Raw genomic sequence first — 26,476 nt, 5'->3', positions numbered from 1 at the left:
TGGGACGGACAACGAGCAAACGGGATGGCTCTTGCGGCCGCTGCCGCCCTGGCGGGCCGCGCATCAACCGTGTTCCCACTGTAGGAAAGCGCGCTTAGCCGGCCCTTAGCACTCTCTTAGCTGACCGTTAGCCCTGCTCGACCGAACGCGTGAGGGGGCGATGCGTGCATGTCGCGCAGCCAGGCCGTCGTTGCAGCTGTGCCGCAGTAAGCTTGGCGCACCCCTGATCAGGAGACCGACCATGTGCCACCCGGACACGCTCGACAAGGCTTTCGACGCCCTCGGCAAGGAGCCGAACTCGGCCGATCTCGACAAGCTGGTCGCGACGCACTTCCCGGGTTTCCGCGTCGACGACGAACTGCGCGAGGCCATGCTGAAAGGCCAGCGTTTGCTATCGAGAGCCGACCATGCGTGAACCCAGCATCCCTCTCGCCGCCGCCCGGCTGCTTGCCCGCAGCTGGACCGGCGGCGAGCACATCGATGCCCTTCCGCAAGAGTGGCGGCCCGCCACGCGGGCCGAGGGCTACGCCATCCAGTCGCAGTGGCCCGGCGTGCTGGGCCAGCCGGTGGCGGGATGGAAGATCGCCGCCACCAGCCAGGCCGGCCAGCAGCACATCGCCGTGAGCGGCCCCCTCGCCGGACCGGTGTTCGCGCACCGCGTGCGGGCGGACGGCGCGCAGATCCTGCTGGACGCCAACCGCATGCGGGTCGCCGAATGCGAGATCGTGTTCCGCTTCGCACGTGCCCTCGCGCCGCGCGCGTCGGGCTATGGACGGGACGAGGTGCTGGCCGCAGTGGCCAGCCTGCATCCCGGCATCGAGGCGCCGGACTCGAGGTTCCTCGAGTTCGAGCGCGCCGGCGAGGCGCAGCTGATCGCCGATTGCGCCTGCACCAACGACATGGTGGTGGGCGCCCCGGTGGCGCCGGACGCGCTGCGCCTGCAGCAGCTGCCCACGCTGGCGGTGCAGGCCCTGGTGAGCGACGGCCGCCGCCCGCAGGGGCTTGGCAGCAACGTCCTGGGCGACCCGGTCGACGCGCTGGTGTGGCTGGTCAACGAACTGAGCGGTGCCGGCCAGCCCATTGCATCCGGCCAGTTCGTCACGACCGGGGCCTGCGTCGCGCCGATCCCGGTCGTCCCCGGCCAGGCCGTGGAAGCGGACTTCGGCTGGATCGGTCGCGTTCGCGCCAGCTTCGCCTGAGGGCGCCGAGGAAGACCTCCGGGCTACCACGTTTGCCTGGCGCCGGCCCCGGGGTTAGCAGAGCGGGGCCAGGTCGGCCCCGTTTTTTCTTGCCCCCCGATGCGGGGCAGTTGACCCGGTGCCAGGGTGAATTCCCCCACCACGCTCTTGCTGACGCTGGGAAAAAAGGACGAAAGCGCAAACGCTGGCGACTCTTCGCTGCGGATGGGCTGCGCTCGCGCGGCCGGGCACGCGCCATGCAGCACTGGCGATGGCGGTGATCGCCCGATGGACTTCACGGCCGCATCCATGCAGAGACACCGCCGCGCAGGCGCGCCTTGAAGTCGTCGGGAACCTTGCTTCACGAGGAGTAGCCATGAACCTTGCAAGTGCGATCCGTGGGGGAACCTGCCTTCTCACGCGGGTCATCCGCCTGATGAGTTCCGCAGTCCTGGCGACGGCCTTTCTTGGAGGAACCGCCCAGGCCCAGACGCTCCTGTCCGAGACGTCCTGGGGCGGCCTGGGGTCCGACATCCCGCACGGCGTGGCCGTCGCCACGGACGGCAGTTCGTACATGGTGGGCCTGTCCGACAGCTTCACGACGGATCAGTTCGGCGGCCCGCGCCCGGCGATCTTCCTGGTGAAGTTCTCGCCCACCGGATCGGTCGACTGGCAGACCGTCTGGACCGGCAACACCCAGCGCGGCGGGGGACGTGCGCCGACCGTGGCGCTCACGCCCGACCAGGCCTCGGTGTACGTGACCGGCCTTGCGGAGGAGAACGGCGGCGATGCGGTGCTGCTGAAGTTCGATTCCCTGGGCAACCTCCTGTGGCAGAAGACCTGGGGAGGCGGCGCCACGCGCGAGGAGAGCGAGGCCGTCGCCACGGACGCGGCAGGAGCCGCCTACATCTCGGGCACCCAACGCGACAACCAGGCCGGGACGGCCGGCCTTTTCGTCGTGAAGTTCAACGCGGACGGGACATCGCCCTGGCAACGGATCTGGAACGACGCTTCCGGTTCGGCGGTCGCCGTCGGAGCCGACGGCCATGTCTACGCGGCAGGAAGCAAGATGCGCACTGACGGATCGTTCGAGTTCGATGTCCTGGCCCTCAAGCTCACGAGCGGCGGCGCGCTCGTCTGGGACATGCTGTACGCCGCCGGCGGGACGGTGGACGCGCGGGGCGGGATGACGGTCGCCTCCGACGGCGGCCCGATCTTTGCCGGCGCCATCCAGGCGGGAAAGAAGCTCGTGGGCATCAACGCCCTGGTCGTCAAGCTCTCGACCGACGGCGCGCTGGTGTTCGATCGCCAATGGGGCGGCAAGAACGGCACCTCCGGCGCCGCCGTGGCTCTGGCCCCGGATGGATCCATCCATGTCGCCGGACAGGCGAGCTTCCAGAGTGGCGCCGACGAGGCGATCGTCTTCCACGTGGACGCCCAGGGCAAGGGCCTGGACGCCGTGACGTGGGGCGGACCGGGGTTCGAAAGCGGCCATGGCGTGGGCGTCGCCGGCAACGGCACGGTGATCTTTGCTGCGGCCACGACGGTTGCGCCGCCCTATGCACTGGTCGACGCGACGAAGAGCGTCTCCGCGGTCCGTGGCGCTGTCACCCCCGCGGGGGGCAGCCTGGCCAATGCCGCCGGGGTCGTGCTCGACTCGGTTGCTCCGATGATGACTCCGGATGGGCGCACGGCGTACGCGGGGAACTTCGAGACGGTGCTTGTCCGGTTCACTCGGTAGGCGGACCCGTTCCCTGCCCGCGCCGGCGCCACGCGCCCGGCAACGTTGAGCCTCACGCCCGCGGTCGAGCGAAACGCCGCGGCCACGTTCGGTATCACCCTCCAGGGCCAAATCCTGTAAACATCAAGCCGAGCAGGTTTGGCCCCACAGGAGGACCCCATGAGTCGCCCGGAAGACGGGGCAAGGCTGAACGAGTGGTTCGTCCCGAGCTTCGGTCCGCTGCGCTTTCGGGTCGCGATGGGCCTGCTGTTCCTGCCCTACACGGGGATGGTCCTGGCGTTCACGGTCATCGGCTCGATGCTGGCCGAGACGGTCCACTGGGATCGGGTGGCGGCCATCGTGGTGATCTACTTCCTGGCCCTCGGCGTGGCGGCCCACGCGCTGGATGCCGTGGGCAGCCGGGGCACCAAGCCCTGGGGCAGCGTCTTCTCGCGGCGCCAGCTCTGGGGCGTGGCCGCCGGCTCGCTGGTCCTCGCCTATGCCATGGGCATCTACTACATGCTGCGCGACGCACCCATGCTGGGCTGGATCGCCGCGGCCGAGGGCTTCTTCCTGCTCGCCTACAACCTCGAGTGGTACCGAGGGCGGTTCCACACCGATGGCTGGTTCGCGCTGTCCTGGGGAGGGCTGCCGGTGCTGGCCGGCCATGTCCTGCAGACCAACACGCTTTCGTGGGCGGCCCTGCTGGTCGCGACCGCCGCGGCCTTGCTGGCCCTGGTCGAGATCAAGGCGTCGCGGCCCTACAAGACCCTGCGGCGCAGGGCAGCAACCGAGCCCCCGTCCGAAACGGAGCGCATCTGCCAGCGGCAGTTCGAGTCGATCCTCAAGGCCGTGAGCCTGGGGGTGATCGTGCTGGGCGCAGGCCTGGCGGCCTGGCGCTGGGCTGGCTGAGCGAGTGACGAGATGGCGCCGCCCCTCGAGACTTCGTTCGAGGATTACTGGGAGACCACCCGGGAGCGCCTGGACGACGAGTTCGAACGCACCCTCCCGCGCTTCTTCGACCGTCTTCCTGCCACCCGTCTGGCCGCCGTCCGTGCGGCGCTCGCAGGTGGCAAGCGCCTGCGGGGCTGCCTCGTGTGCCTGTTGAATGACGCATTGGGCGGAAAGCCGGCGGCGGCCGTTCCGCGGGCGATGGCCGTGGAATGCGTGCACGCGGCGTCGCTGATCCACGATGACCTGGTCGACGGCGACACCTCGCGCCGCGATCGCCCGGCCACCTGGACCACCGAGGGGCAGCGCGGCGCGGTGCTGGTGGCCGACCTGATGTTCGCCACCGCGTTGCAACGCATGGTGGAACTGAGCCAGGACGACGGTCTCGCATTGGCAGGGGCGATCGCCACCATGGCCGCGGGGGCCTACCAGGAGCTGGTGCAGGCCGACCCACGGTCTTCCGGCCCCGGGAGGTCCAGGCTCTATCCGGAGCTCATCCACCTCAAGACCGGTGTCCTGTTCGGTACGGCGGGCCGCATGGGGGCCCTCGCGGCGGGTGCGTCCGCGTCCGTCGCGGCGCACGCGTTCGAGTACGGCGCCCGAACCGGCGAGGCCTACCAGCTTGCCGACGATCTCGAGGACCTGGTCGAGCGGGCCGCGGACCGTCCGCCCATGGCGGCGCAACTGCGCCTGCTGGGCCCTGCCGTCTGGCATTTCTGCGCCGACCTGGCGCAGGAGCCTTTCCCCCTCACGCCCGGCCATGCGGCACGGCTGCGGCCGCGCCTGCGCAGCGAGATGCTGGCGGCGATCGAAGTGCGCCTGCAGCAGGCACTGGCTGCCGCAGCCCAGCTTCCAGACGGTCCGCACGGCGCACTGCTGGCCAGCGCTCCCCGCCACATCGTCCGGGCTATGTCGGTCGGCGTGCCGTGACGATCGCCGAACCATGGAGCGTCAGGTCGATCCGGCGGATCTCGACGAAACCGTGCGCCTGCAAGGCATCGGGCAACTCCTGCAGCCACCGGGTCTGTTCGATCAGCTGCGGCAAGCCATGGAAGATCTCGCGCCAGGCTGGAAACAAAGGGCTGCCCAGCCGCTGCAGGGCCTTGAAGTAGAGGCGCCAGACGGCCACGAGATGAGGCTTGGGCGGGTAGGTGAAGTCATGCATCAGGAACAGCCCGCCAGGCTCGAGCATGTCCCGGGCGTTGGCCACCAGCCGTGGCAGGTCGGCGTACTTGGCCAGGTAGGAAGAGCTGATGCAGTCGAAAGGCGCCTGGGACCGGTAGTCCTCGGCGCGGCCGAGGACGAATTCGATGCTGGACAGACCTCGCCGTCGCACCTTCTCGCGCGCGATCGCCAGGTACTCGTCGCGCAGCTCGACACCGACCACCTGGCAGTGGGGCAGGCGGCGCGCGATCGCCAACGTGGAGATGCCCGTCCCGCAGGCCAGGTCGGCCACCCGCCGCGACCGGGGCGGGACAAGCCGGGCGATCCGTCGCTTCCACAACCGGTCGATGCCGAAGGTGGCGGCATCGACCATGTGGTCGTAGCTGCTGCCCGTGCCCTGGAAGAACCGCTCCACCAGCGCCAGCCGCGCATCTCCCGGTTCAGGCGGCATCACAAGGACCTCCCAGGCTTAGAGGGAAAACCGTAGCGTGAGCCGCTGCCGGCCTTTGCACAAGCCCGGCCTACCAACCCAGCGCGAATCGCAGGACCAGCATGACGCCCGTCCCGACCACGATGGTGCCGAACAGGCTCGCCCGCCATGCATAGAACGCCAGGCCGGCCAGGGCGCCGAAGATGCGTGCATCCCGCCAGGTGCCGATCAGGTGGCCCTGCGTCATCACCAGCTCCGGGGCAACGACCGCGGCAAGGGCGGCTATGGGGGCATACCGGAGCCCCTCGCGCAGCCAGAGCGGCATGGGCAGGTCTTCTTTCGGCAGGAGGAAGAACGAGCGACAGACCAGCGTGATCAAGGCCATGCCGAGCGTGGTGAAGAAGATCTCCAACGGACTCACCGCCTGCCCCCTGCACGGAAAGCCGACGTGCGGTCCGCCAGCACGCCGACGGCGACCGCGGCCGCGATCGCGACAACGATGTTCAGCTTCAGGGGCAGCGCGTACGCCGCGATCGCGGCACAGCCGGCGACCACCGCGGCCACCCAGGTGAGCGGGTTGCGAAGCTGCGTGCAGGTGAGCGCGAGCAGGGCCATGGTGCCGGCGAAACCCAGCCCCCAGGCATCCGGGATGCCGTGGCCCGCGACGATTCCCGAGATGATGGAAAGCTGCCACACCCCGAATGTCACGAGCGAGCTGCCCAGGAAGTAGTCTTCGTGCCTGTGGCCCGCAACGGCCTCGGGGAACCGGCGGATGAACAGCGCGAAGTTCGTGTCGCCCATCAGGAAGCTCAGCGCAACCCGCCTGCCGCGGGAGAGATGCGCGAAGTAGGGTCGGTAGTGGAAGCTGAACGCCAGGAACCGCAGGCTGACGCACAGGGTGGTGGCCCAGACCACCCACGTCGGCGCATCTGCCGCGATCAGCGGCAGGGCCGCGATCTGGGCGGAGCCGGCATACACGACGATGGACATCAGGATGGCGAGCGGCACGCCCATCCCGCTCTTGGCCATCGCCACGCCCGCGACCAGGCCCCACGCGGCCACGCCGATCGCCATCGGGAGGGCCTCGCCTGCCCCTTCGCGGAACAGGGGTCGACGCACGAGGGCGACCGCCTCGGCCTGGAATGACGCGACTGCGGACCTCAGCGACACACATCCTCCCAAACGCCGGATTGTCTCGCGGCACTCGAGCTGATCGCTTGCAGGGACGTGACGGCCGCCGCCGGCACGAGGCGCGCGCGCCAGCTCCACCTTTCATTACGTGAGCAATGGTCCTTCACAGGCATGGACGAGCAGCCGCAAGCAAACTCCTACGCCCGGGTCGGCGCAAACCTACAGCTGCAGGAAGCCGCCGGGACCACTTGCATCGAGGAGATTGCCCATGGATGTCATCACGCGCCAGGTTGCGCCCAAGGGGGCGAACGCACTTCGAACCGTCCGCAAGTTGAGCGTGGCGGACCTCCTGCAGCTCACGAACGACCCTCACCTGTACCGCGTGACGGCCCTCGAGCAACTCCTGAACGGCCGCTGGAAGGTCGAGCTGCGGTCCATCGATGCCGCGGCGAGCGTCGTGCTCGTGCGGTCGGGAACGGACCAGGTCTTCGTGATCCCGAACGGGGACCTCGTGCATTGACGCCCATGGGTCGCGATCACGACGGTGGCCGGCCCGGGTGCAGGCCCCGCTGCTCCATGCGGTAGCGCAGCGTGTCGGGCGTGACCCCGAGCAGCTTGGCCGCGCGCGCGACGTTCCAGCGGCTGCGCTCCAGGGCCTCGCGCAACTGAAGCTCCTGCGCATCCTGCGCATCCGGCGCGCCCAGCCCCAGGTTCAGCGCGTGGCCGCCGATCAGGTGCTCGTGCGTGAGCGCCACCACCCTCTCCATGCAATCGCTCAACTCGCGCACGTTGCCGGGCCACGGATGGTTGGCGAGTTGACGGCGTGCCGCAGCGGAGAGGGACAGGCCCGGCCTGCCGTAGCGCCCGCCATGCACGCGGAGAAAGTGGTTCGCGAGCATCGGGATGTCTTCGCCGCGTTCCCTCAGGGGTGGCAGCTCGAGGTGGACCCCCTTCAGCCGCGCCAGCAGGTCGCCGCGAAGGAGGCCGCTCGCAGCGGCGATGAACCGGCGGTTCGTGCGGGCCGCCCGGAACAGCCGCGAAGCCGGCTGCGGCTCGGCGTCGAGGACCCGCAGCAATTGCGGCACCCGTGAGGGATCGAGTTCGCCCAGGTCGTCGAGGAACACGGTCCCGCTGGTGGGCATGACCTCGTCGGCGGTCATCGACCTGCAATCGAGCACGGCGAACGGGTGCGTGCCGAAAGGGCCGTCCGCATGGAGGGCACGCGCCAGCATCTCCTTGCCGGTTCCCGCTTCTCCGGTGATCAGCACGACCGGCCTTTGCCCGTGGCGCATCGCGTACTCGTCGTCCAGCAGGCGAGCCGCCTGGGCCTTGACGGCCAGCATCGCGGGCGACTGGCCCAGCAGCCCGTCCAGGCGGCTCCCGTGGGCCAGGGGACTGCTGGCTTGCCGCACGAGATCGGGCGGGTCCAGCGGGGCATGCGCATCGGACGACATCGCCGTGTCGACCACCCGCTTCAGGTCGTCCAGCGTGAACGGCTTGGACAGGTAGTCGCACGCGCCTGCCTTCATCGCGGCCACGGCGACCTGGGTGCTGCCCTGCCCGGTGATCATCACCGTCCTCAGGGCGCGCCGCTGCTGCAGCCGGTGCAGGATGTCCAGCCCGCTCAGGCCGGGCAGGCCGTAGTCGACCAGCACCAGCCGCGGATCGATCACGCTCATCAGCGAGAAGGCCTCGGAAGCTTCGCCGGCCGTGTGGACGTCGTAGCCGAAGCGCCGCAGGTAGCGCTCGATGTTCTTCGCGAGGATGGCGTTGTCCTCGACGACCAGCACGACGTTGTTCATCGCGCCTCCAGCAGGTGCACGTCGACGGTCGTGCCGCACCCCGGGGCGCTCGCCAGGCGGATGCTGCCGCCGAAGCGCTCGAGGATCCGCTTGGCCAGGGGAAGACCCACGCCCAGGCCGGTGCGCTTGCTGCTGCGAAACGGCAGGAACACGTCGGACAGGGCTTCCTGCTGGATGCCCACGCCCGTGTCGGTGAGACGCACGCGCAGCAGGCCCCCGCGTTCCGGGAAGCTGGTCTCGATGGTCAGGCTCCCGCCGGCGGGCATGGCTTCCATCGCATTGGTCAACAGGCTGTTGAAGACCTGCGTGAGCAGCCCGCGGTCGCCCAGCACCTGGACCGAGGGGTGCCTGTCCACCCAGTTCACGGCAATGTTCTTGCGCAGGAACGCATCGGAGAACTCGGCGAGGCTGTCGTGCAGGACGTCCGAGACGCGCACGTCCTCGGGCTCGCCGGTTTCCGGCAGCGAGTACGCGAGCAGGTCGCGGATCCAGCGTTCCAGCCGGTCCACTTCGGCCAGGATGTCCTCGCAGGTTTCCCGCCGGATCGCCGGCGCGCTCTCCAGCTCCAGTTCGGCGCTGGAGCGGATCGAGGCCAGCGGGTTGCGGATGCCGTGGGCGATCGCCGAGGTCATCGCACCCACTGCCGCGAGCGACTCGCTCTCCACCAGCCGCGTCTGCTGGCTGCGGATGATCCGGTCGGCGCGGCGCACCAGCCAGAACAGGACCGCGAACAGGAACGCTCCGCCGGCGAAGCTGCAGGCCCACACCCAGCGCAGCCCCTCGCTGATGGAGGAGATCAGCATGCGCGGGTCCTTGTAGACCTCCACCACGCCGATGACCTCGCCCTGGCTGTGCACCGGCAGGTACTGCTCCACGAAGCGGCCGGCACTGCCCTCCAGGAACAGGTGCTCGGGTTTCCAGCTGCCCGCGTCGGTGATCCTGAGGTTGCCGTTCAGCGCCGCCTCCAGCTCGGGGTTGCGGCCGAAGGTCCGTCCGATCAGCTTGGCGTCGCTGGACCAGATGATCTTGCGCTCCTGCGAGAACACGTTGGCCCGCAGGACGTGCGGCATCGTGGAGATGTGGTTGAAGAACTCGACCAGGTTGCGGTCGGCCGCGCGCTCGCCCGTGAAGTAGCCCCGCGCCTCCTGCACCGCCGCGATGCTGCGCACGAACTCCATGCTGATCGCCGCGTCGCGGTAGAGCATGTTGCCCATGAGGAAACGCGAGAGCAGGAGCGAGGAAGCGATGGTCACGGCAGCGATCGCGGCGAGCCCGATCAGGGCGAACCACCGGGTCAGCTGGAAAGGCCTTTGCATGCCCGCCTCCTGGCTGTGCATCTCCTTGGTCGCCCGTACTGCCCGGCGCTCCCGGCGCAGGAGCGTGCGCACGGGAAGACCAGCTCAGTTTGGCATGTGCCTCGGCGGTGGGGGGGTCTCCAGGACATCTGGAAACATCGAGCGAGGATGGCGACAGGGAAGAGCTGGGCGCTACCGACGCCCTTCGATCGGCGCACCCGGATGAGCTGTCGCAGTTCAGCCGCCCGAGCCGGGACCGGAGTTGTCGTCGTCGTCCGGCGAGGGTGCTGGCGGTGACGGTGCCGGGGGTGCCGGGGGTGCCGGGGGTGCTGGGGGTGCTGGTGGCGCTGGTGGCGCTGGTGGCGCTGGTGGCGCTGGTGGCGCTGGTGGCTCTGGTGGCTCTGGCGGCGGCGGCGGCGGCGGCGGCGGCGGCGGCGGCGGCGGTGGCGGTGGCGGTGGCGGTGGCGGAGGCGGAGGCGGAGGCGGAGGCGGAGGCGGAGGCGGAGGCGGAGGCGGAGGCGGAGGCGGAGGCGGTGGCGGTGGCGGTGGCGGTGGCGGTGGCGCGGGAGTGCCAGCGCCCTGGCCGACAGGATCGGCCTGCCGCACGCCGATGGCGAAGAAGCCGATCACGCGGTCCGGCCGCAGGGCCAGGGCCACGAGGCGCGCCGGCGCGGAAGCCGCGTCCAGGTAGGCCACACCCGAGATCGGGGTCCCGTTGCCGTGGACGCAGGCGGTCCCGGAATAGGTCAAGGCTGCGTCGAAGACGTTCCGGCCCGACGGCCGGGGCGTCAGCCGGCCCGCGAGCGTGCATTGCGCGGAAGCGATCCAGGTGAACTGGCCGGACGTGTCGACGGTGACCTGTCCGGCAGCGCCGACACCGTAGGTGCCCGCGAGTTGCGCGCTCGATGCGGCCTTCTCGTAGTTGACGTCATAGGACAGCAGCAGCCGGGTTCCCGTCGAAGCCGTCGCATCGATGGTGGCCTTCTCCCGCACGGCGCCGGTGAAGACGGCATCCGCCACCGTGTCGTCGACAAGCGAGTAGTCCGTGAGCGTGGCGACCAGGTTGCCGCCCGCCGTCGTCGTGCTCCCCTGCACGGCGCGCACGATGAGGTCGCCGTCGGAATACAACCCCCAGGTCTCGCCGTCTTCGAGCACGACCGCATCGACGGTGAGGCCCGACGACGTCTGGCCGGTCCACAGGCCCTCGGCGGTGTTCCTGAGCGCCAGGCCCTGGGCTTCGGGGGCGGTTCCTCCGCCGCCCCCTCCTCCCCCGCCGCCGCATCCCGCCACCAGGAGGGTGACCACGGCCGGCGTGAGACTGCGGGGATTCCTGAACTGCATGGTGGGCGCGCTCCGAAGGAACGGCTCACGTTACGGTGGCGCACCCGGTACCGTCGAGAGCGTTTACCGGCATTTGCACCGGTAACCGGAGCGAAGCGCCGCTTCAGTCGGGTTTGAACTTCGAGCTGAACTTGAGCGCGTCGGCCTCCAGCTCGAAGGTGACCAGCTGCCCGTTCTTTCCGTCGGCGAGCCGGTGCGCCGCGAACAGGCTGTACTTCCCCTGCAGGTAGAAGCTGGGCAGGTCGATGAGCGCGTAAGGATGGGGCACGAACACCTCGTGCAGGAACACCTCGCGGTGCTGGTTTCGCGGTGACGGAAAGAGCTTGTAATCGGGCGTGGTGAAGGCGGCTTCTGGCATGGCGAAAGCTTAGCGCCGTCCCGTCTTGCCCAGTCCGGGCGGACATCCAGGAGCGGCCCTGCGCTCGGCATCAGGAAGATCCATCGATCCCCAGCTCGGAGCAAACACGGCCCAGGAGCGCCTTCACGCCCGCGAGCTCGGCCTCGAGTCGCGCCACATGGGCCTTCAAGGCCGCGACCTCGCCCAGCGAGAGGTCTCCGGTGCCGGCTTCGTCGAGGCCCGCCGTTTCGCCCCCTGCCGGCTCACCGGCCAGCAGGTGCGTCCAGCGGCTTTCCCGCGCGCCGGGAAGCCGCGCAAGCTTGCGCACGAGAGCGCCGGCGGCGCGGTCGGCCAACTCCTCCAGGAAGCCTTCGACGGAAGAGATGTCGGCGAAATTGTGCATGCGCTCCGAAGCGATCCGAAGTTCGCCCGGCGTTTGTGGCCCTCGCAGCATCAGCACGGTGAGCAGGACGATCGACTGGGAGGGGATCTTCAGCACACCGTCCAGGTTGTGCCCGTAGCGATAGACGCGTCCGCCGCTCGATTCGGTCACGAGGCTCAGGGCTTTGAGGCTGTCCAGGGTGGCCTGGGCCTCGGCGTCGGAGATTTCGATGATCGGGTTGCGGCTCGTCTTCTGGTTGCATCCGGAGACAAGCGAGTTGAGCGTCAGCGGATAGCTGTCGGGCACCGTGCGTTGTTTCTCGGACAGCACGCCGAGAACGCGAACTTCAAACAGGGAGAGCGCGCGAAGGTTGGACATCGGATTTCGTGTGACGCGACACACGCAATGTACCCCGCGCACGGGCGTGCAGAAGCAGGCACGGACAGGATCGGCAGCACGGCTGGCTCGCCTTTCTCCTATCGCGGCTGGCTGCCCGTGAAGACGGCGAATTGGGCCGCGAACGCGCGCTTGAAAGCCGGGCGCGCCTCGCCGCACGCAACATGGATCGGTTCCGGGTTGGGGTGAGGGCCGCTCCTTGTTTGGCACGGCGCCCGCGCGGCAGGCGGTGCCTGGCCCGGGCTCATGGTGGGCCGGTCGCTCGCGCTTCGCGCTCGCAACTCGCAGGGCATTCCGCGGCCCGGCCTGCGCGGCCGAACTCACTGCGCGCTGCTGCGCAGCGCTCCGTTCAGACAGCGGCCGCGAGTCAGAGGTTGACATCAAGCTCGCCTGCGGCTCGCAACGGCCGGGCCGCGGAAAGCCCGGCTCGTCCCACAAATCGCCCGGGCCANCTCGCAACTCGCAGGGCATTCCGCGGCCCGGCCTGCGCGGCAGAACTCACTGCGCTGCTACGCAGCTCCGTTCAGACAGCGGCCGCGAGTCAGAGGTTGACATCAAGCTCGCCTGCGGCTCGCAACGGCCGGGCCGCGGAAAGCCCGGCTCGTCCCACAAATCGCCCGGGCCAGGCACCGCCTGCCGCGTGGAACAGAGTGGGAGTGCGAGCAGAACAAATCTTTTGCGCCGCGCTTTCGCCCGCCCCCGCACGCCCGTCGCATTTTCTGCCCCCGTCATCCCCGCGAAGGCGGGGATCCAGTGCTTCCGACTTCTTCGAGCGTCGTGGGCTTGCAGCCAACGCGACCACGAGTGCCAACGATGACGGCGTCGGGCGATGCCGTCCGACAGGCTGGCTGTTCCGTTGTCCAGCATCATGGCTCGTCAACAAGATGGAAGGCGAGACGGATGCAGACCTCCAAGCGGCAAGCCCCGGCCGAAATCATCACACCGTTCGAATGGCGCCGGTACCCGGCGCAAGCGGACGCAACCGGGCGTCCGGCGTCGAAGGCCAGGCGCATGGGCGCTGCGGGCAGTGCTCCCCAGAGCGCCGCATCCAGGGCCGCGCGGGTCCTCGCACACCGCTGGGGCAGCCCGTACTCCCGGCCGGGCTGGCCCTGACAACCGTGGCCGCCCTCGGGGATGCCCCAGGGGGCCAAGGCCGCTTGCGGCCGGGGCCGGCCCGGCGCATCGCCCGATTGTGTACCAACTTTTGTAACGGTCACGACCTTGGGCTCCTCACAGAAAGCGTGGAAAAGGCTGTGGAAAACCACCGGCGGATCGCGTTGGCGCGACTGCCGGTGCGGCTCGCAGCAGGTTGCTGATTCCTTGGGCAGCGGTGGAGCCCAGGCGGGCGGAAGAATCCGATCCGTGGCGCACGCGCGTCCCTACGACCACATGTCCGCTTCCGGCCAGACCGCCCCGACCTGCGGCCCTATCGTCCTGCCATGGCCGCAACCCGCCCCCAACCGATCTCCATCGCCGCGACGCAAGACCCTGGCCCCGCGCTGCGCCTCGCTTCCCAGGACTGGTCCCGATTCGATGCGGACATCGACCGGGACGGCGTCGCGGTGCTGCCCGCACTGCTGTCGCCGGCGGAATGCTCCGGCCTCGCTGCGGTCTACGACACCGGCGCGCCCGGCACCTTCCGCAGCACGGTGGTGATGCAGCGCCACGGCTTCGGGCGGGGCGAGTACAAGTACTTCGACTACCCGCTGCCGGCGCTGGTGTCGCAGCTGCGCACCGCGCTCTACGGCCGCCTCGCCGCGACGGCGAACCGGTGGAACGTGTTGCTGGGACTCGAGCCGTCCTTTCCCCCCTCGCACGCCGACTACCTGGAGCGCTGCCATGCGGCCGGCCAGTCGCGCGCCACGCCGCTGATGCTTCGCTATGGGCCGGGGGACTTCAACTGCCTGCACCAGGACCTGTATGGCGCCAACGTCTTTCCCCTGCAGGCCGTGATCCTGCTCTGCGCCCCGGGGGAGGCGTTCGACGGCGGCGAGCTCGTTCTCACCGAGCAGCGGCCCCGCATGCAATCGCGGCCGATGGTCGTGCCCCTTCGCCAGGGCGATGCGGCGGTGTTCGCCGTCAGCCACCGGCCCGTGCAGGGAAGCCGGGGCTTCCATCGCGTCAACATGCGGCACGGCGTGAGCCGCATCCGCAGCGGCACGCGCAGCACGCTCGGCCTGATCTTCCACGACGCGGCCTGACAAGCTGGAGGGTGGCGGGCGGCGTAGACTGGGCTCATCACCGAGGAGCCGAGCGATGCAGAACATTGATCGTGACCAGGTCGTCGCCGTACTCAACCGCCTGCTCGAAGCCGAGCTGGCCGGCGTCGTGCGCTACACGCACTACTCGTTCCTGGTGTTCGGCTTCGGCCGCATACCGATCGTGTCCTGGCTGCGCGAGCAGGCCGACGAGTCGCTGCTGCACGCCCAGCAGGTCGGCGAGTGGATCACCACCCTGGGTGCCTACCCGTCCCTGGCCATCGGTCCCCTGCTCGACTCGCACAAGCATGACATCGGGGCCATGCTGAAGGAATCCCTCGAGACGGAAAGCGCCGCGCTGGCGCTGTACCGCGAACTCCTGGGGAAGGTCGAGGGGCGCTCGGTGGCGCTGGAGGAGTTCGCCCGGCAGATGATCCATGCCGAAGAACTCCACGCGGCCGACGTCGACAAGATGCTGCGCAAGCCGGGTGACGTCGCGGCCTTCGCCAATGCACCGGGCTGATCAGCAGCGGGGCCGCCACGGGCCCCAAGCTCATCTGTAGGACGGCTCCTTCACAAGCTCAGCACGTCCGCTGATGGCGAGAGCGATCCGGGCCTCGCAGACTTCCCAACATGCCCGCGACACCGTCCCACCAGGACCCGCTCCAGGATTCCTGGCGCCTGGAGGAGCTCACCCCCGACGTTCGCCGGCGCCTCTTCGAAGGCGCTGCGCGACGGGTTCAAGTCCAGCGGTTCCGGCGCGAAGGGCCCGGGCACATCACGACGCCCCTGCCCTCGGAGCGGCCGCAAAGCCACTGACCCGCGCGGGCCTCAGCCTGCGCCCAGCCGCCACAGCGAAGTGATCTCACGGCTGCGGGCCGCCGCCAGCGGATCGCCCGCATCGCTGGCCTTCGGATGGCGGGGCCGCACGTCCAGGCGCTCGCGAACGACCAGCCCCCCGGCCGTGAAGAGCGCCAGCAGTTCGTCCCGTGACCGCAGCCCCAGGTGCTCCGCCAGGTCGGACAGCACCAGCCAGCCTTCACCCCCCGGCGCCAGCCGCTCCCGCAATCCGCCGAGGAACCCGCGCAGCATGCGGCTGTCGGGGTCGTAGACCGCATGCTCCAGCGTGGAGCTGGGCTTGCCCGGCAGCCACGGCGGGTTGCACACGATGAGCGGCGCCGTCCCCCGCGGGAACAGGTCGGCTTCGACGAGCTCGATCCGCTCCTGCAGACGCAGGCGCTGAATGTTGTCGCCGGCGCAGGCCAGCGCACGCGGGTTCAGGTCGGTGGCGACGATGCGAGCGATGCCGCGTCGTGCCAGTACCGCCGCAACCACGCCGGTGCCCGTGCCGATGTCCCAGGCCAGCGAGGCGCCCGCCGGCAGCGGCGCCTTGGCGATCAGGTCGAGGTACTCGCCGCGCACCGGCGAGAACACGCCGTAGTGCGGGTGGACGCGGTTGGCCGGCGGCGGCCCGAGCGCCGGAACTTCCACGCCCTTCTTGCGCCACTCATGCGCGCCCACCAGCCCGATCAGCTCGCGCAGCGCCACGACGCAGGGTTGCCCGTCCGGCGGCCCCCAGGCCTCGGCGCAGGCGACGCGCAGGTCGGGTGCGCGGCGAAGGCCGATGCCGTGATCGCCGTCCACCTCGATGACCACCATGCCCAGCACCCGCGCCCGGCGCCCCTGCGCCTGACGGTAGCGGTAGAAGGTTTCGGCGGGGGACGCGGAGGACGCCGGCAACGCCGCTGCGCCGGCCGCCTTGCGCGGCGCACGGTCCAGCCTGCGGGCCAGCGCCTGCAGGAGCTGCCGGGCGTTCTGGTAGTCGCCGCGCCACAGCAGCGCCGTCCCCTCGCAGGCCAGGCGGTAGGCCAGGTCGGCGGGCATCTGGTCGTCGGCCAGCTGCACGCGCCGGGGCGCGGGCCAGCCCGACTCCGAGCGCCAGCCGGCCTGGCGCTCCTCGCCGCCTTCCTGCCAGGTGAGGACGGTCGCGTCTTGTGCGTTCATCGTGATCGGTGTCCAGGGTAGCGGATGCGCGGCCAGGCCGCCCGGTGACCCGGCCCGCGCTTCAGGCGCCGGACGCGTAGACGGCCGTGGGACGCTCGCCGGCCAGGGCCTGCAGCAGGTTGGTGGTCGCCATCCGGGCCATCGCGTAGCGCGTCTCGTGGGTGGCCGAGCCGATGTGCGGCAGCGCGGTCACGCGCGGATGGCCCATGAGCGGCGAGTCTTGCGGCAGCGGCTCGGTGCAGAACACGTCGAGCCCGGCCGCGCGCAGCCGCCCGGAGTCCAGCGCCTGCAGCAGCGCGTCTTCCTGCACGGTGGCGCCTCGGCCTCCGTTGATGAAGATCGCGCCGTCCTTCATCAGCCCGAACTCGCGCGGGCCCAGCAGCCCCCGCGTGCGGTCGTTGAGCGGCAGCGTGGCCGCGACGATGTCGCAGCGCGCCAGCAGTTCGTCCAGCGGCACGTGCGTGGCGCGACCGACGAGTTCCGGCACGTCCACCGCGCGCGGGCCGTGGTAGAGCACCGGCATGCCGAAGCCCAGCGCGGCCCGCCGCGCCACCGCCTGGCCGATGCGACCGAAGCCCAGGATGCCCAGCGTCTTGCCGTGCACGTCCCAGCCGAACAGGTCCTCGCCGATGTTGCGGTCCCAGCGGCCGTCGCGCACGTGGTTGGCCAGCTCGACGATGCGCCGGCTGGCCGCCATGACCAGCGCGAACACGGTGTCCGCCGTCGTCTCGGTCAGCACGCCGGGCGTGTGGCACAGCAGGATGCCGCGCTCGCGCAGTGCAGCGACCGGGTAGTTGTCCACGCCCACCGAGATGCTGGAGATCACCTCCAGCCGGGGCGCGCGCGCCAGCAGCTGCGGCGTGATCGCGTAGCTCGAGCCGACAAGGCCGTGCGCGTGCGGCAGCGCCGCCTCGAAGGCGGCCTGCTGTTCCGGCTTGCGCGGATTGGCGACGGTGACCTCGTGCAGCGCGCGGATGCGCGCGAGCTGGTCCTGCGGCAGCTCGCGAAAGACCAGGACGGATTTCCTCAAGTTCGTCACCATGGCCCGGCGGCCTCCAGCTCGGCGGGCGTGGGCAGCCCTTCGGTGTCGCCCAGCACCTGGACCGCGCGCGCGCCGATCCATGCGCCACGGCGTACCGCATCGGCCGCACCGAGGCCCTGCAGCAAGGCGGTGATCACGCCCACGGCGAAGCCGTCGCCGGCGCCGACAGTGTCCACCACCTCCTTGACCGGGAACCCGGGCACGTGGCCCCTGCCCTCCTCCGTGTCGAAGTACGCGCCTTCCGGCCCGAGCTTGACGGCGACGAAGCGGGCGCCGCGCTCGCGGTAGAAGCCGGCGATGGCCTCGGGCGTCTGCGCGCCGGTGAGGAAGCGGCCCTCCTCCAGGCCGGGCAGCACCCAGTCGGCCTGGAACGCGAGGGCATTGATCTCGCGCCGCATCTCCTCGGGCGTGGCCCAGAGCGTGGGTCGCAGGTTGGGGTCGAACGAGATGGTGCGGCCGGCCGCGCGCATCACCTCCAGCGTCCTGTGGGCGGCGGCGCGCGCCGTGCCGGAGATCGCGGGAAACACGCCGGTGGCATGCAGGTGGCGCGACGAGCGCAGCCAGTCCTCGTCGACGTCGGCCGGGCCCATCCGGCTGGCCGCCGACCCCTTGCGGTGGTACTCCACCGGCGGGTCGCTGCCGTCGGTGGTGCGGCCCTTGAACAGGAAGCCGGTGCGCTGCTCGGGGTCGACCACGACCTTGCTGCAGTCCACGCCCTCGCGCTGCATCTCGGCCAGCAGGTAGCGGCCCAGGGAATCGGCGCCCAGGCGGCTGGCCCAGCCCACGCGCAGGCCCAGCCGCGCCAGCCCGATCGCCACGTTGGTTTCGGCGCCGGCGGTGCGCTTGTGGAAGGTGCGCACGTCCTCCAGCGGCCCGGGCCCGTCGGCGACGAGCATCTGCATCATCTCGCCGAAGGTGACGACGTCGTAGCGCAAGCTCATGCGAAGGCTCCGAGGCGGGCCGAGGCCTCGCGCAGCTGGGCGATCTCGCCACGCGTCGTCTGCAGCAGGTCGTCGCCCACCAGCGGGTATTCGATCGCCCAGGGCAGGCCGCGCGGCAGCGCTCGCAGCACGGCGCGCCAGGGTGCGGCGGAATCGGCCAGGGGCACGGCGCCCCAGCGCCGGCCGTGCTGCTGCACGCCCTTGCAGTGCACGTAGCGCACGCGCGCGGCGAAGGTTCGCGCGGCGTCCAGCGGCTCTTCGCCGGCCCAGTGCCAGTTGCCCATGTCGAACGTCATCGCCAGCGGCGAGCCGGCCTCTTCGGCAGCGCGGAAGAACGCCTGCAGTGCGTCCACCGTGCCGGCGCCGGCGGTCTGGTCGTTCTCGATCAGCAGCTCGACGCCGCCGACGCTCTCGGCGAGCCGGCGCAAATCGCCCCGGGAGGCGCCGCGGGCGTCGCCGATCGACATCTTCAGGCGCGCCGCGCCCAGCAGCCGTGCCGCGTCCACCGCGCGCTGCACCGCCGCGAAGTCGAGCGTGCCGTCGGGCCCCCAGAGCGGCTCGGCGCTGGAATAGACCACCGGCGCGCCCCACGCTCGCACCGCGCGGGCGATCGCCGGCAGTTCGGTGGCCGGGTCGACCAGCAGTTCGCTGCGCACCTCGACGCCGTCGGCGCCGGCCTGCTGCGCCAGGCGGGTGAACCACGGCTGGCCATGGCGGCGCACTTGCGCGGCCCCGAAGGACGACAGCGAGATCAGGACCTGCTGCATCACGCCGACACCGGCACCGGCTGGGGATGGTGGTGCGAGCTGAGGATCTGCCCCAGGAAGTTGCGCGTCTTCTCGTGCTGCGGCTGGGTGAAGAAGCGCTCGGGCGGCGCCTGCTCCACGATGCGGCCGTCGGCCATGAAGATCACGCGGTCGGCGACCTTGCGCGCGAACCCCATCTCGTGCGTGACGCACAGCATGGTCATGCCCTCTTCGGCCAGGCCGATCATGGTGTCCAGCACCTCCTTGACCATCTCCGGATCGAGCGCGGAGGTCGGCTCGTCGAACAGCATGATGCGCGGCGTCATGCACAGCGCGCGGGCGATCGCCACGCGCTGCTGCTGGCCGCCGGACAGCTGGCTCGGGTACTTGAGCGCCTGCTCCGGGATGCGCACCCGCGTGAGGTACTTCATCGCCGTGGCTTCGGCCTCCTGCTTGCTCACGCCTCGGGTGCGCATGGGCGCCAGCGTGCAGTTCTGCAGGATGGTCAGGTGCGGGAACAGGTTGAACTGCTGGAACACCATGCCGACTTCGGCGCGCACCTTGTCGACGTTGCGCTTGTGGCCCGTGAGGTCGATGCCGTCGACCTCGATTCGCCCCTTCTGGACGGATTCGAGGCCGTTGATGCAGCGGATCAGCGTGGACTTGCCCGAGCCCGAGGGCCCGCACACCACGATGCGCTCACCCGGTGCGACCTGCAGGTCGATGTCGGTGAGCACCTGGAACTTGCCGTACCACTTCTGCACGCCTTCCATGCGGATGATGGGCTCGGCGCCGGCCTGGGCTCGGTCGTTCATGCTGTTCCCCGCGCGCCGACTTATTGCATCTTGGGCAGGTCGGTCTGCAGCCACTTGCGGTACAGCTTGTTCAGCTCGCCGTTGGCCGTGTTCTTGGCCACGAACTCGTTGACCTGCTTGAGCAGCGCGTCCTGGCCGGGCCGCATGGCCACGGCCATCTCCTGCTGCCGCAGCACGAACTTGGGCTCGAAGGCGCCGGGCTGGCGCTTGTCGATCTGCGCGGCCACGGTGGTGGAGCAGCCGATCGCGTCGACCTGGCCGGACATCAGCGCCTGCATGGCGGAGGCGTCGTCGTCGAAGCGGCGGATCTCGGTGCCCTGCGGGGCGACGCCGGTCAGCGCCACGTCCTGCGTGCTGGCGCGGGCGACACCGACCTTGAGCGGCTTGAGGTCGGCGGGCGCCTTGATGGCGACCTTCTTGGGGCCGTACAGGACGATGGTGGCGGCCGAGTACGGCTGGGAGAACTGCACCTGCTTGGCTCGCTCGGGCGTGATCGCCAGCGAGGCGATCAGCAGGTCGACCTTGTTGGTCAGCAGGAAGGGGATGCGGTTCGGGCCGGTCACCGGAATGAGGTTGACCTTGACACCCCACTCCTTGGCCAGCAGGCGGGCCACGTCGGCGTCGTAGCCATCGGGCTGGTTCTGCGCGTTGGTGGTGCCGTAGGGCGGGAAGTCCACCAGCAGGCCGACGTTGACCTCGCCCTTCTTCTTCAGCTCTTCGGGACTCTGGGCCAGGGCTGGCGCGGCGAGGAAGGACACGCTGGCCGCGAGGCCCAGGGCGGCGAAAGCACGGCGGGAGAAGGTTTGCATCTTGGAAGTCTCCGGTGTTGGAAGGGAAGGGAAAGGGTCAGCGCGTGAGCGCCGCCGCCTGGCGACGCTCCATCCGCGCGGCCAGCAGCGACAGCGGCCAGCACAGCGCGAAGTAGATGGCAGCCACCAGGCTGAACACGATCAGCGGCTGGAAGGTTGCGTTGTTGATGATCTGGCCGGCGCGGGTCACTTCGGCGAAGCCGATGATGGCCGCCAGCGAAGTGCCCTTGATCACCTGGACCAGGTAGCCGACCGTGGGCGGCAGCGCGATCTTGAAGGCCTGCGGCAGGACCACGTCGCGCATGCGGTCGATGTAGTGCAGGCCCAGCGAGTGCGCGGCTTCCGACTGGCCGTAGGGGATGGCCTGGATGCAGCCGCGCCAGATCTCGCCCAGGAAGGCGCTGGTGTTGAGGATCAGCGCGATGCCGGCCGCCACCCAGGGGTTCAGGTCGATGCCCAGCACCGGCGCGCCGAAGAACACCAGGAACAGCTGCAGCAGGAGCGGCGTGCCCTGGAACACCTGCACGAAGGCGGTGGCCGCGCGCCGGGCCAGGGCGTTGCCGCTGGTGCGGCCCAGCGCGACCAGCAGGCCCCCGATCGTGCCGCCGGCGAAGGCGATCAGCGACAGCGCGATCGTCCACTTCGCGGCTTCGAGGATGAACAGGAATTCGGGAAAGCCGAAGGTGCGCATCAGCGGCGGTCCGGGTAGTTCAGCGTGAGCTGGTAGACGAATCGGAACAGCGCCGAGAAGCTCATCGCCAGCGCCAGGTAGATGGCCGTCACCACGATGTAGATCTCGAAGCTGCGGAACGTCTGCGACTGCAGGTTGGCCGCCACCGAGGTCAGGTCGTCGGCGGAGATCGCGGAGACCACCGCCGAGCTGAGCATCAGCAGGATGAACTGGCTGGTGAGCGCCGGGTAGATGGCCTTGAGCGCGGGCTTCAGGATGATGAAGCGGAACACCTGGTGGCGCTTGAGGTTCAGGGCCAGGCCGGCTTCGATCTGGCCGCGCGGGATGGACTCGATCCCCGCGCGGATGATCTCGGTGGCGTACGCGCCCAGGTTCACCACCATCGCCACCAGCGCCGCCGAGTGCGCCGACCAGCGCAGGCCCAGGGCGGGCAGCGCGAAGAAGAAGAAGAACAGCTGCACCAGGAAGGGCGTGTTGCGGATCAACTCGATGTACGCGTTGACCACCCAGCGCGCCGGCTTCGGGCCCGAGGTCTTGACCCAGGCGCAGACGATGGCCACCGCGAGGCCGAGCACCGTGGCGGTGAGTGACAGCTGGATCGTGATCCAGGTGCCTTGCAGCAGCAGCGGCCAGGCGGCGAAGACGTCCTGGAACTGGAAGTTGTAGTTCACGGCGAGGCGGCTTTGTTGGGCTGAAACCGGTTTCTTGGCCGGATTATAGAAACCGGTTTCAGAAACTCATTGGGGTAAACCCGAGGGCTTTTTACTGCTGCGCGGAAGACGCGCGCACCACCAGTTGCCCGGACAGGAGGATCTGCCGCGGCGGTACGTCCAGGCCCTGCAGGCGCTCCAGCAGGCAGGCCGTGGCCAGCCGCCCGAGGGCGTCGGTGGGCTGGGCCACCGTGGTCAGGCCGGGGCCCACCAGCGAGGCCCATTCGGTCTCGTCGATGCCGACGAAACCCAGGTCGCGACCGAACGTCCAGCCCAGGCGCTGCACGGCGTCGACCACGCGCAGCGTGATGACCGAGTTGCTGGCCAGCACCGCCGGGCGGCGGCCACGCGCGCGCAGCTCGCGCAGTTCTTGCGCGAGGGCGGCGGCCTCCGTCGCCGTCGATTCGAAGCAGCGGCCCCCGGCCTGGGGATGGGCCGCCACGAAGGCCCGGAACGCCGCCGCGCGCTCCTCGCGCGAGCTGACGCCGGCGGCCGGCTCGGTGACGAACAGCAGGTCGTCCCAGCCGCGCTCCACCAGGTGCCCGGCGGCCATCCGCACCGCGCCCTGGTTGTCGATGGAGACGAAGTCCGCCTCCATGTTGGCGTGGCGGCGGTCGACCAGCACCACGGGGCGGCCCCGGCGCGCGGCGGCCGCGGCGGCCCCCTCGTCGCGGCCGAGCGTGTTGAGGATCAGCCCTTCGACCTGGTAGGACGCCAGCGTCTCGATGGCGTCGCGCTCGTGCTGCCCGTCCTCGCCCAGGTTGAACAGCATCAGCAGGTAGCCGGCGTCCTGGCAGGCCTTCTCCGCACCGCGCAGGACCGCCACCGAGAACGGGTTGGTGACGTCGGCCACGATCAGCCCCACCAGCCGCGAGCGCCCCCGCTTGAGCGCCTGCGCCATCGGGCTGGGCGTGTAGCCGAGGGCGGCGATGGCCGACTCGACGCGGGTGGCGATCTCCGGCGTCAGCAACTCGTCGCGGCGGTTCAGGAAGCGCGAGACCGTGGCCTTGGACACGCCGGCCTTCTCCGCGACGTCGGCGATGGTGATGCGTCCACCGTAGGCGGTCACGACAGGTAGCGTGGGCTTGCTGGGCATGGTTGCTGAAACCGTTTTCAGCAATCGTACAAGGAACGGCAGGAGGTGCGAAGGGCCCTCCCGGGCCGCTGCCGAGATGAACAAGACGAGCTTTATCCGATCCAAGCAATGCTGCCCCTCCCACGGCAGAAGGAGTTCGGTATGAAGCAATGGAAGCACTGGCAGGACCCGGTGAATGGATTGCTGGGTGCCTGGCTGATTCTGTCCCCCTGGGTTCTCGGGCTGCAGCAGCCGCGGGCCGCGATGGCCACCTTCATCGTGGCGGGCGTGCTGCTGCTGGCGACCGCGGTCGGCGCGATCCTCCTGCCCCGGGCCTGGGAGGAGTGGTTCGGCGCCCTCGTCGGGGCCGCCTTGATGGTCTCGCCGTGGGTGCTCGGCTTCGCGGGCACGACGGCCGCCGTCCAGGTCGCCCTGTTCACCGGCCTGGCCGCGGTGGTGCTGACGCTCTGGGTGCTGGCCGTCGACAAGGACTACGGCGGCTGGTGGAACCGCCTCGTCGGCTGAGCCTGTAGCGCGCGTGCAGCTGAGGTGATCCCGCCCTGGGGGCGGGGCAGGCCCGCGCACGCGCCGAAACGCCCCCTGCCCTTTCAGCGCCAGCCGGCCTGCGCCAGCGCGCGCAGCACCGTGGCCGCCAGCAGCTCGTGGCCGCGCGGCGAAGGATGGAACTCGTCCGAGTAGGACCAGGTCCGCCACCACCCCGGGGCCAGCCCGGCCACGGGCGGCGACGCGTCGAGGGCGGCATCCGTGCAGACCGGGAAGTCGCCCGGCGGGCAGGCGTCGTCGCTGGCGTTGGTCAGCCCGAAGGCCGCGGGGTTGGTGCCCTGCGCGCTGAAGTCCTCGAAGTACGGCACCACGACCACGCGCGATTCACCGGCCGCGAGCCGGGCCAGCTCGGTGTTGAACCCGACGATCCATTGCCGCAGGGCCGCCTGGAAGGCGGTGGCCTCTGCAGGGCCCTCGGCGGCCGCGAGGTCCGCCACCATGCTGCGCAATCGCGGCGTGAGCGTGATGTCGGGCACGTTGAGCAACGCGACGCGCGTGGCGCCCTTGTCCAGCGTGTTCGCCTTCACGGTGGTCCAGTAGGTCCCGGCCAGGCGCTGCATGTAGAGGCCGGCGGCGACCGCCTCGCCATCGGATTGCCGGAACGCGACCGCGATCGTGGAGGCGTCGAGCTGCTGCGCCAGCAGGGCCGCCAGCACCGCCGCTTCCGCGCCGCCCCCGCGGGCGTCGAGGAAGGCGTCGGCCAGGCCCGCGGCGTCGTTGGCGCCGGCGTCCACGACGATCAGGTCGCCGGCCCGCCAGGCGCCGCCATTGGCGGCCACCGCCTCTTCCAGCTGGTGTTCGAGCGACAGGGGCAAGGCGGACCCGCCCCGGGTGATCGGGTTGACGACCTGCGTGCCACCCACTGCGAAGTTGGTGCAGCCGGCCTGCGTCGTGAAGGTGCTGCCGCCGTCGTTGGCGAAGAAGTTGCACTGGCTGCCGGTGCCCAGGGCCGCGGCGACGAGTTCCGGATAGACCGGGTAGCCCGCCGCGGGGTTGGCCGCGTTCTGGACCGTGGCCTTCAGGCCGAAGGTGCCGACGTCGGCCAGGCTGTCGCCGGCCACGAACATGCGGGCGATCGGGGTGCTGCCCGACGCCACCGGCGGCGCGGCGGAAGCCGCCGGGCCCGGGGCCTGCGCGCCGGAGTCGCCCCCACCACCGCCGCAGGCCGTGGTGACGACGACGACAAGCGCGGCCAGCGCCGCGGTGGATGCGCGGCGCGAAAACATGGAGGCCATGGGCGTTCTTTCTTGGTGTTGGGCTGCAGCGGCCCTTGCGGGAACGCCGTGGTGACCGAGCGTCCGACGCGCGCGCGCCGCGGGCAATGGCTCCAACGGGCCGGAAATCGCCCGTCCCACCGCACGGCTCACCTTGCACGCGACGGCCTCGGCGCCGCTATCCTTTGCACGTGCAGCCCCAGGAGGCCCCATGAGCATGTACCACGACGGCAACCGTGAGCTTCAGGACGCCTTCGGCAGCCGCGCGCTCGCCGACCGCCTGGAGGACAAGCTCAAGCGCGACCGCTTCACCCCCGACGACGCCGCCTTCATCCAGAGCGTGGGCTTCTTCTTCCTGGCCACGGCGGACGCGCAGGGGCGGCCGGACTGCTCGTTCAAGGGTGGGCCCCCGGGCTTCGTGCGCGTGGCGGCGCCCGACCAGCTGGTCTTTCCGGACTACGACGGCAACGGCATGTTCAAGAGCCTGGGCAACATCGCCGTCAATGCGCACGTGGGGATCCTGTTCATCGCCATGGGCGACGCGCCCAAGCGGCTTCGGGTGAACGGGCGCGCGCAGATCGTGCGGGACGACCCGGCGATGGCGGACGTCCCGGGCGCCCAGCTGCTGGTGCGGGTCACGCCCGAGGCGATCTTTCCGAACTGCCCGCGGTACATCCCGAACCTGAGTCTCATGGAAGCTTCGCCCTACCTGCCCAAGGCCGCCGAGCCGCCGCTGGAGCCGAAGTGGAAGAGCTTCGAGATGTTCGCGGGCGTGGTCCCGCCGCGGCGTCGGTAAGAAGCGGTCTGCCCTCGAGCGGCGCTACTGGAACACCACGCGGAACTGCTCGCAGACCACGGGCATCCGTTCGTTCGGCACGCGACCGATCCGCGAGCACTCCCTGGCAAAGAACGCGGTGTGGTCGCGTCGCCAGGACGCCAGGGTGCCGTCCCCTTCGCCCTCCAGCCGAGCAAAGTCGGCTGCAACGTCCTCGAAGGCCACGACCTGGACGTCGGTGGTCTCGATGATGCAAAGCGGCTGCTGCGTCCAGGTGGTGACGATGCTCAGGTCGCCCGTTTTCGGCATGGCCTTTCCCCCGCCCTCGTAGGTCCAGGCCAGGCTAGCGCTGGCGCGCTTCACGCCCTTCAGGACCAGGCCGGCCAACTCCGCCGAGATGGACTCGTCGTCCCCGAAGGCGAACGCCTCCAGGAACCGGCTGCGGTCGAGCGGCCCGTGGCTCTGCTCGGCGGCGGTCCAGAAGGGCAGGTACTTCGGCGGAAGGGTCATGGTGGGAGTGTGGAGGTATTCGCCGGAACAGGTTTGCAGACTGCGCCAGCGTTGATCGGGCGCATTGCTGTCCGTTGCCTGCGGCAGGGGGTCCCCGGCGGGGGGCTCATGCTGTGCCTCTCCGCCTGCTTCGCTAGCGCTCGCAGTGCTGCGCGCGTCGCTTGAGTGGTGCGGGCCCTCGCGGAAAAACTTATATGGACGCCTCCCGTGTGGCAAGCGGTTCTTCGAAGCTTTGACTCGGCGGATTCACTGCGG

Annotated in this window: 29 protein-coding genes; 10 read left to right on the top strand and 19 right to left on the bottom strand. The window is 70.2% G+C overall.

Annotated features, from left to right (window positions below):
• The first annotated feature begins 241 nt into the window (after positions 1–241).
• From ASG30_RS22410 to ASG30_RS04275, 5 genes are all read left to right on the top strand, one after another.
• Positions 242–415, top strand: a complete 174-nt coding sequence (locus ASG30_RS22410) for a hypothetical protein (RefSeq protein WP_156385416.1) — start codon at positions 242–244, stop codon at positions 413–415.
• Positions 408–1,199: a 2-keto-4-pentenoate hydratase gene (locus ASG30_RS04290; protein WP_055893153.1), complete on the top strand. Its 792-nt coding sequence runs from the start codon at positions 408–410 to the stop codon at positions 1,197–1,199. The genes ASG30_RS22410 and ASG30_RS04290 overlap by 8 nt, the downstream gene beginning before the upstream one ends.
• A gap of 355 nt (positions 1,200–1,554) precedes the next feature.
• Positions 1,555–2,919, top strand: a complete 1,365-nt coding sequence (locus tag ASG30_RS04285; protein WP_156385415.1) for a hypothetical protein — start codon at positions 1,555–1,557, stop codon at positions 2,917–2,919.
• A gap of 159 nt (positions 2,920–3,078) precedes the next feature.
• A complete protein-coding gene (locus ASG30_RS04280) occupies positions 3,079–3,810 on the top strand; it encodes a hypothetical protein (RefSeq protein ID WP_055893148.1) in 732 nt (243 codons plus the stop codon).
• Between the two features lie 12 nt (positions 3,811–3,822).
• Complete coding sequence (locus ASG30_RS04275; RefSeq protein WP_055893145.1) at positions 3,823–4,779, top strand: polyprenyl synthetase family protein; 957 nt, start codon at positions 3,823–3,825, stop codon at positions 4,777–4,779.
• On the opposite strand, the gene ASG30_RS04270 is transcribed toward ASG30_RS04275, so the two are convergent.
• The 3 genes from ASG30_RS04270 to ASG30_RS04260 form a co-directional block, all read right to left on the bottom strand.
• Entirely contained in the window at positions 4,757–5,464 is a 708-nt protein-coding gene (locus ASG30_RS04270) for a class I SAM-dependent methyltransferase (protein ID WP_055893142.1), read from the bottom strand. The two genes, ASG30_RS04275 and ASG30_RS04270, sit on opposite strands and share 23 nt — an antisense overlap.
• 70 nt (positions 5,465–5,534) lie before the next feature.
• Positions 5,535–5,864 (bottom strand): AzlD domain-containing protein, encoded by a 330-nt coding sequence (locus ASG30_RS04265; protein ID WP_082521891.1) that lies wholly within the window; start codon positions 5,862–5,864, stop codon positions 5,535–5,537.
• The gene (locus ASG30_RS04260) at positions 5,861–6,517 is read right to left on the bottom strand and encodes an AzlC family ABC transporter permease (RefSeq protein ID WP_082521890.1); all 657 of its coding nucleotides are present in this window, start codon (positions 6,515–6,517) and stop codon (positions 5,861–5,863) included. Before ASG30_RS04260 ends, ASG30_RS04265 begins: the two co-directional genes overlap by 4 nt.
• Positions 6,518–6,842: 325 nt before the next feature.
• Between ASG30_RS04260 and ASG30_RS04255 the strand changes: the two genes are divergently transcribed.
• The gene (locus tag ASG30_RS04255) at positions 6,843–7,094 is read left to right on the top strand and encodes a hypothetical protein (RefSeq protein WP_055893139.1); all 252 of its coding nucleotides are present in this window, start codon (positions 6,843–6,845) and stop codon (positions 7,092–7,094) included.
• A gap of 16 nt (positions 7,095–7,110) precedes the next feature.
• On the opposite strand, the gene ASG30_RS04250 is transcribed toward ASG30_RS04255, so the two are convergent.
• From ASG30_RS04250 to ASG30_RS04235, 5 genes are all read right to left on the bottom strand, one after another.
• Positions 7,111–8,376, bottom strand: coding sequence for a sigma-54-dependent transcriptional regulator (locus ASG30_RS04250; RefSeq protein ID WP_055893135.1), 1,266 nt, complete (start codon positions 8,374–8,376; stop codon positions 7,111–7,113).
• A complete protein-coding gene (locus ASG30_RS04245; RefSeq protein ID WP_162243708.1) occupies positions 8,373–9,692 on the bottom strand; it encodes a sensor histidine kinase in 1,320 nt (439 codons plus the stop codon). Before ASG30_RS04245 ends, ASG30_RS04250 begins: the two co-directional genes overlap by 4 nt.
• A gap of 216 nt (positions 9,693–9,908) precedes the next feature.
• A complete protein-coding gene (locus ASG30_RS22840) occupies positions 9,909–11,012 on the bottom strand; it encodes a hypothetical protein (RefSeq protein ID WP_200947241.1) in 1,104 nt (367 codons plus the stop codon).
• 103 nt (positions 11,013–11,115) lie between these two features.
• Positions 11,116–11,370, bottom strand: a complete 255-nt coding sequence (locus ASG30_RS04240; protein WP_055893129.1) for a hypothetical protein — start codon at positions 11,368–11,370, stop codon at positions 11,116–11,118.
• Positions 11,371–11,440: 70 nt separating this feature from the next.
• Positions 11,441–12,109, bottom strand: coding sequence for a YceH family protein (locus tag ASG30_RS04235; RefSeq protein WP_055893127.1), 669 nt, complete (start codon positions 12,107–12,109; stop codon positions 11,441–11,443).
• 1,457 nt (positions 12,110–13,566) lie between these two features.
• Between ASG30_RS04235 and ASG30_RS04230 the strand changes: the two genes are divergently transcribed.
• Positions 13,567–14,328 (top strand): 2OG-Fe(II) oxygenase, encoded by a 762-nt coding sequence (locus ASG30_RS04230; protein ID WP_055893124.1) that lies wholly within the window; start codon positions 13,567–13,569, stop codon positions 14,326–14,328.
• A gap of 55 nt (positions 14,329–14,383) precedes the next feature.
• Positions 14,384–14,848, top strand: a complete 465-nt coding sequence (locus ASG30_RS04225; RefSeq protein ID WP_055893121.1) for a ferritin-like domain-containing protein — start codon at positions 14,384–14,386, stop codon at positions 14,846–14,848.
• A 308-nt stretch (positions 14,849–15,156) separates the two neighbouring features.
• Here the strand turns inward: ASG30_RS04225 and ASG30_RS04220 are convergent, their stop codons facing one another.
• The 9 genes from ASG30_RS04220 to ASG30_RS04180 all read right to left on the bottom strand — a co-directional run bounded on the left by ASG30_RS04220 (position 15,157) and on the right by ASG30_RS04180 (position 23,179).
• Positions 15,157–16,329 (bottom strand): methyltransferase, encoded by a 1,173-nt coding sequence (locus ASG30_RS04220; RefSeq protein ID WP_055893119.1) that lies wholly within the window; start codon positions 16,327–16,329, stop codon positions 15,157–15,159.
• Between the two features lie 61 nt (positions 16,330–16,390).
• Positions 16,391–17,371, bottom strand: a complete 981-nt coding sequence (locus ASG30_RS04215; RefSeq protein WP_200947239.1) for a 2-hydroxyacid dehydrogenase — start codon at positions 17,369–17,371, stop codon at positions 16,391–16,393.
• Positions 17,365–18,312: a sugar kinase gene (locus ASG30_RS04210; protein WP_055893115.1), complete on the bottom strand. Its 948-nt coding sequence runs from the start codon at positions 18,310–18,312 to the stop codon at positions 17,365–17,367. Before ASG30_RS04210 ends, ASG30_RS04215 begins: the two co-directional genes overlap by 7 nt.
• The gene (locus ASG30_RS04205) at positions 18,309–19,079 is read right to left on the bottom strand and encodes a sugar phosphate isomerase/epimerase family protein (RefSeq protein WP_055893111.1); all 771 of its coding nucleotides are present in this window, start codon (positions 19,077–19,079) and stop codon (positions 18,309–18,311) included. The genes ASG30_RS04210 and ASG30_RS04205 overlap by 4 nt, the downstream gene beginning before the upstream one ends.
• Positions 19,079–19,873: an amino acid ABC transporter ATP-binding protein gene (locus tag ASG30_RS04200; RefSeq protein WP_055893109.1), complete on the bottom strand. Its 795-nt coding sequence runs from the start codon at positions 19,871–19,873 to the stop codon at positions 19,079–19,081. Before ASG30_RS04200 ends, ASG30_RS04205 begins: the two co-directional genes overlap by 1 nt.
• Positions 19,874–19,893: 20 nt before the next feature.
• Entirely contained in the window at positions 19,894–20,682 is a 789-nt protein-coding gene (locus ASG30_RS04195) for a transporter substrate-binding domain-containing protein (RefSeq protein ID WP_055893106.1), read from the bottom strand.
• A 37-nt stretch (positions 20,683–20,719) separates the two neighbouring features.
• The gene (locus ASG30_RS04190) at positions 20,720–21,373 is read right to left on the bottom strand and encodes an amino acid ABC transporter permease (protein WP_055893103.1); all 654 of its coding nucleotides are present in this window, start codon (positions 21,371–21,373) and stop codon (positions 20,720–20,722) included.
• Entirely contained in the window at positions 21,373–22,044 is a 672-nt protein-coding gene (locus ASG30_RS04185) for an amino acid ABC transporter permease (RefSeq protein WP_055893101.1), read from the bottom strand. The genes ASG30_RS04190 and ASG30_RS04185 overlap by 1 nt, the downstream gene beginning before the upstream one ends.
• Positions 22,045–22,135: 91 nt before the next feature.
• Positions 22,136–23,179, bottom strand: coding sequence for a LacI family DNA-binding transcriptional regulator (locus ASG30_RS04180; protein WP_055893099.1), 1,044 nt, complete (start codon positions 23,177–23,179; stop codon positions 22,136–22,138).
• Between the two features lie 141 nt (positions 23,180–23,320).
• On the opposite strand from ASG30_RS04180, the gene ASG30_RS04175 reads away from it, so the two are divergent.
• On the top strand, positions 23,321–23,683 hold the full coding sequence (locus ASG30_RS04175) for an SPW repeat protein (protein WP_055893095.1): 363 nt from the start codon (positions 23,321–23,323) through the stop codon (positions 23,681–23,683).
• Between the two features lie 83 nt (positions 23,684–23,766).
• Here ASG30_RS04175 and ASG30_RS04170 read toward each other — a convergent pair whose 3' ends face one another.
• Positions 23,767–24,957, bottom strand: a complete 1,191-nt coding sequence (locus ASG30_RS04170; RefSeq protein WP_055893093.1) for an SGNH/GDSL hydrolase family protein — start codon at positions 24,955–24,957, stop codon at positions 23,767–23,769.
• 190 nt (positions 24,958–25,147) lie between these two features.
• Here ASG30_RS04170 and ASG30_RS04165 point away from each other — a divergent pair, with 190 nt between their 5' ends.
• Positions 25,148–25,732, top strand: a complete 585-nt coding sequence (locus tag ASG30_RS04165) for a pyridoxamine 5'-phosphate oxidase family protein (RefSeq protein WP_200947237.1) — start codon at positions 25,148–25,150, stop codon at positions 25,730–25,732.
• Between the two features lie 24 nt (positions 25,733–25,756).
• On the opposite strand, the gene ASG30_RS04160 is transcribed toward ASG30_RS04165, so the two are convergent.
• Positions 25,757–26,221: an ASCH domain-containing protein gene (locus ASG30_RS04160; protein ID WP_055893090.1), complete on the bottom strand. Its 465-nt coding sequence runs from the start codon at positions 26,219–26,221 to the stop codon at positions 25,757–25,759.
• Positions 26,222–26,476 lie beyond the last annotated feature (255 nt).

This window comes from Ramlibacter sp. Leaf400 (assembly GCF_001424545.1).
Lineage (GTDB): Bacteria > Pseudomonadota > Gammaproteobacteria > Burkholderiales > Burkholderiaceae_C > Ramlibacter.
This window is presented reverse-complemented; position numbering and strand designations above follow the sequence as displayed.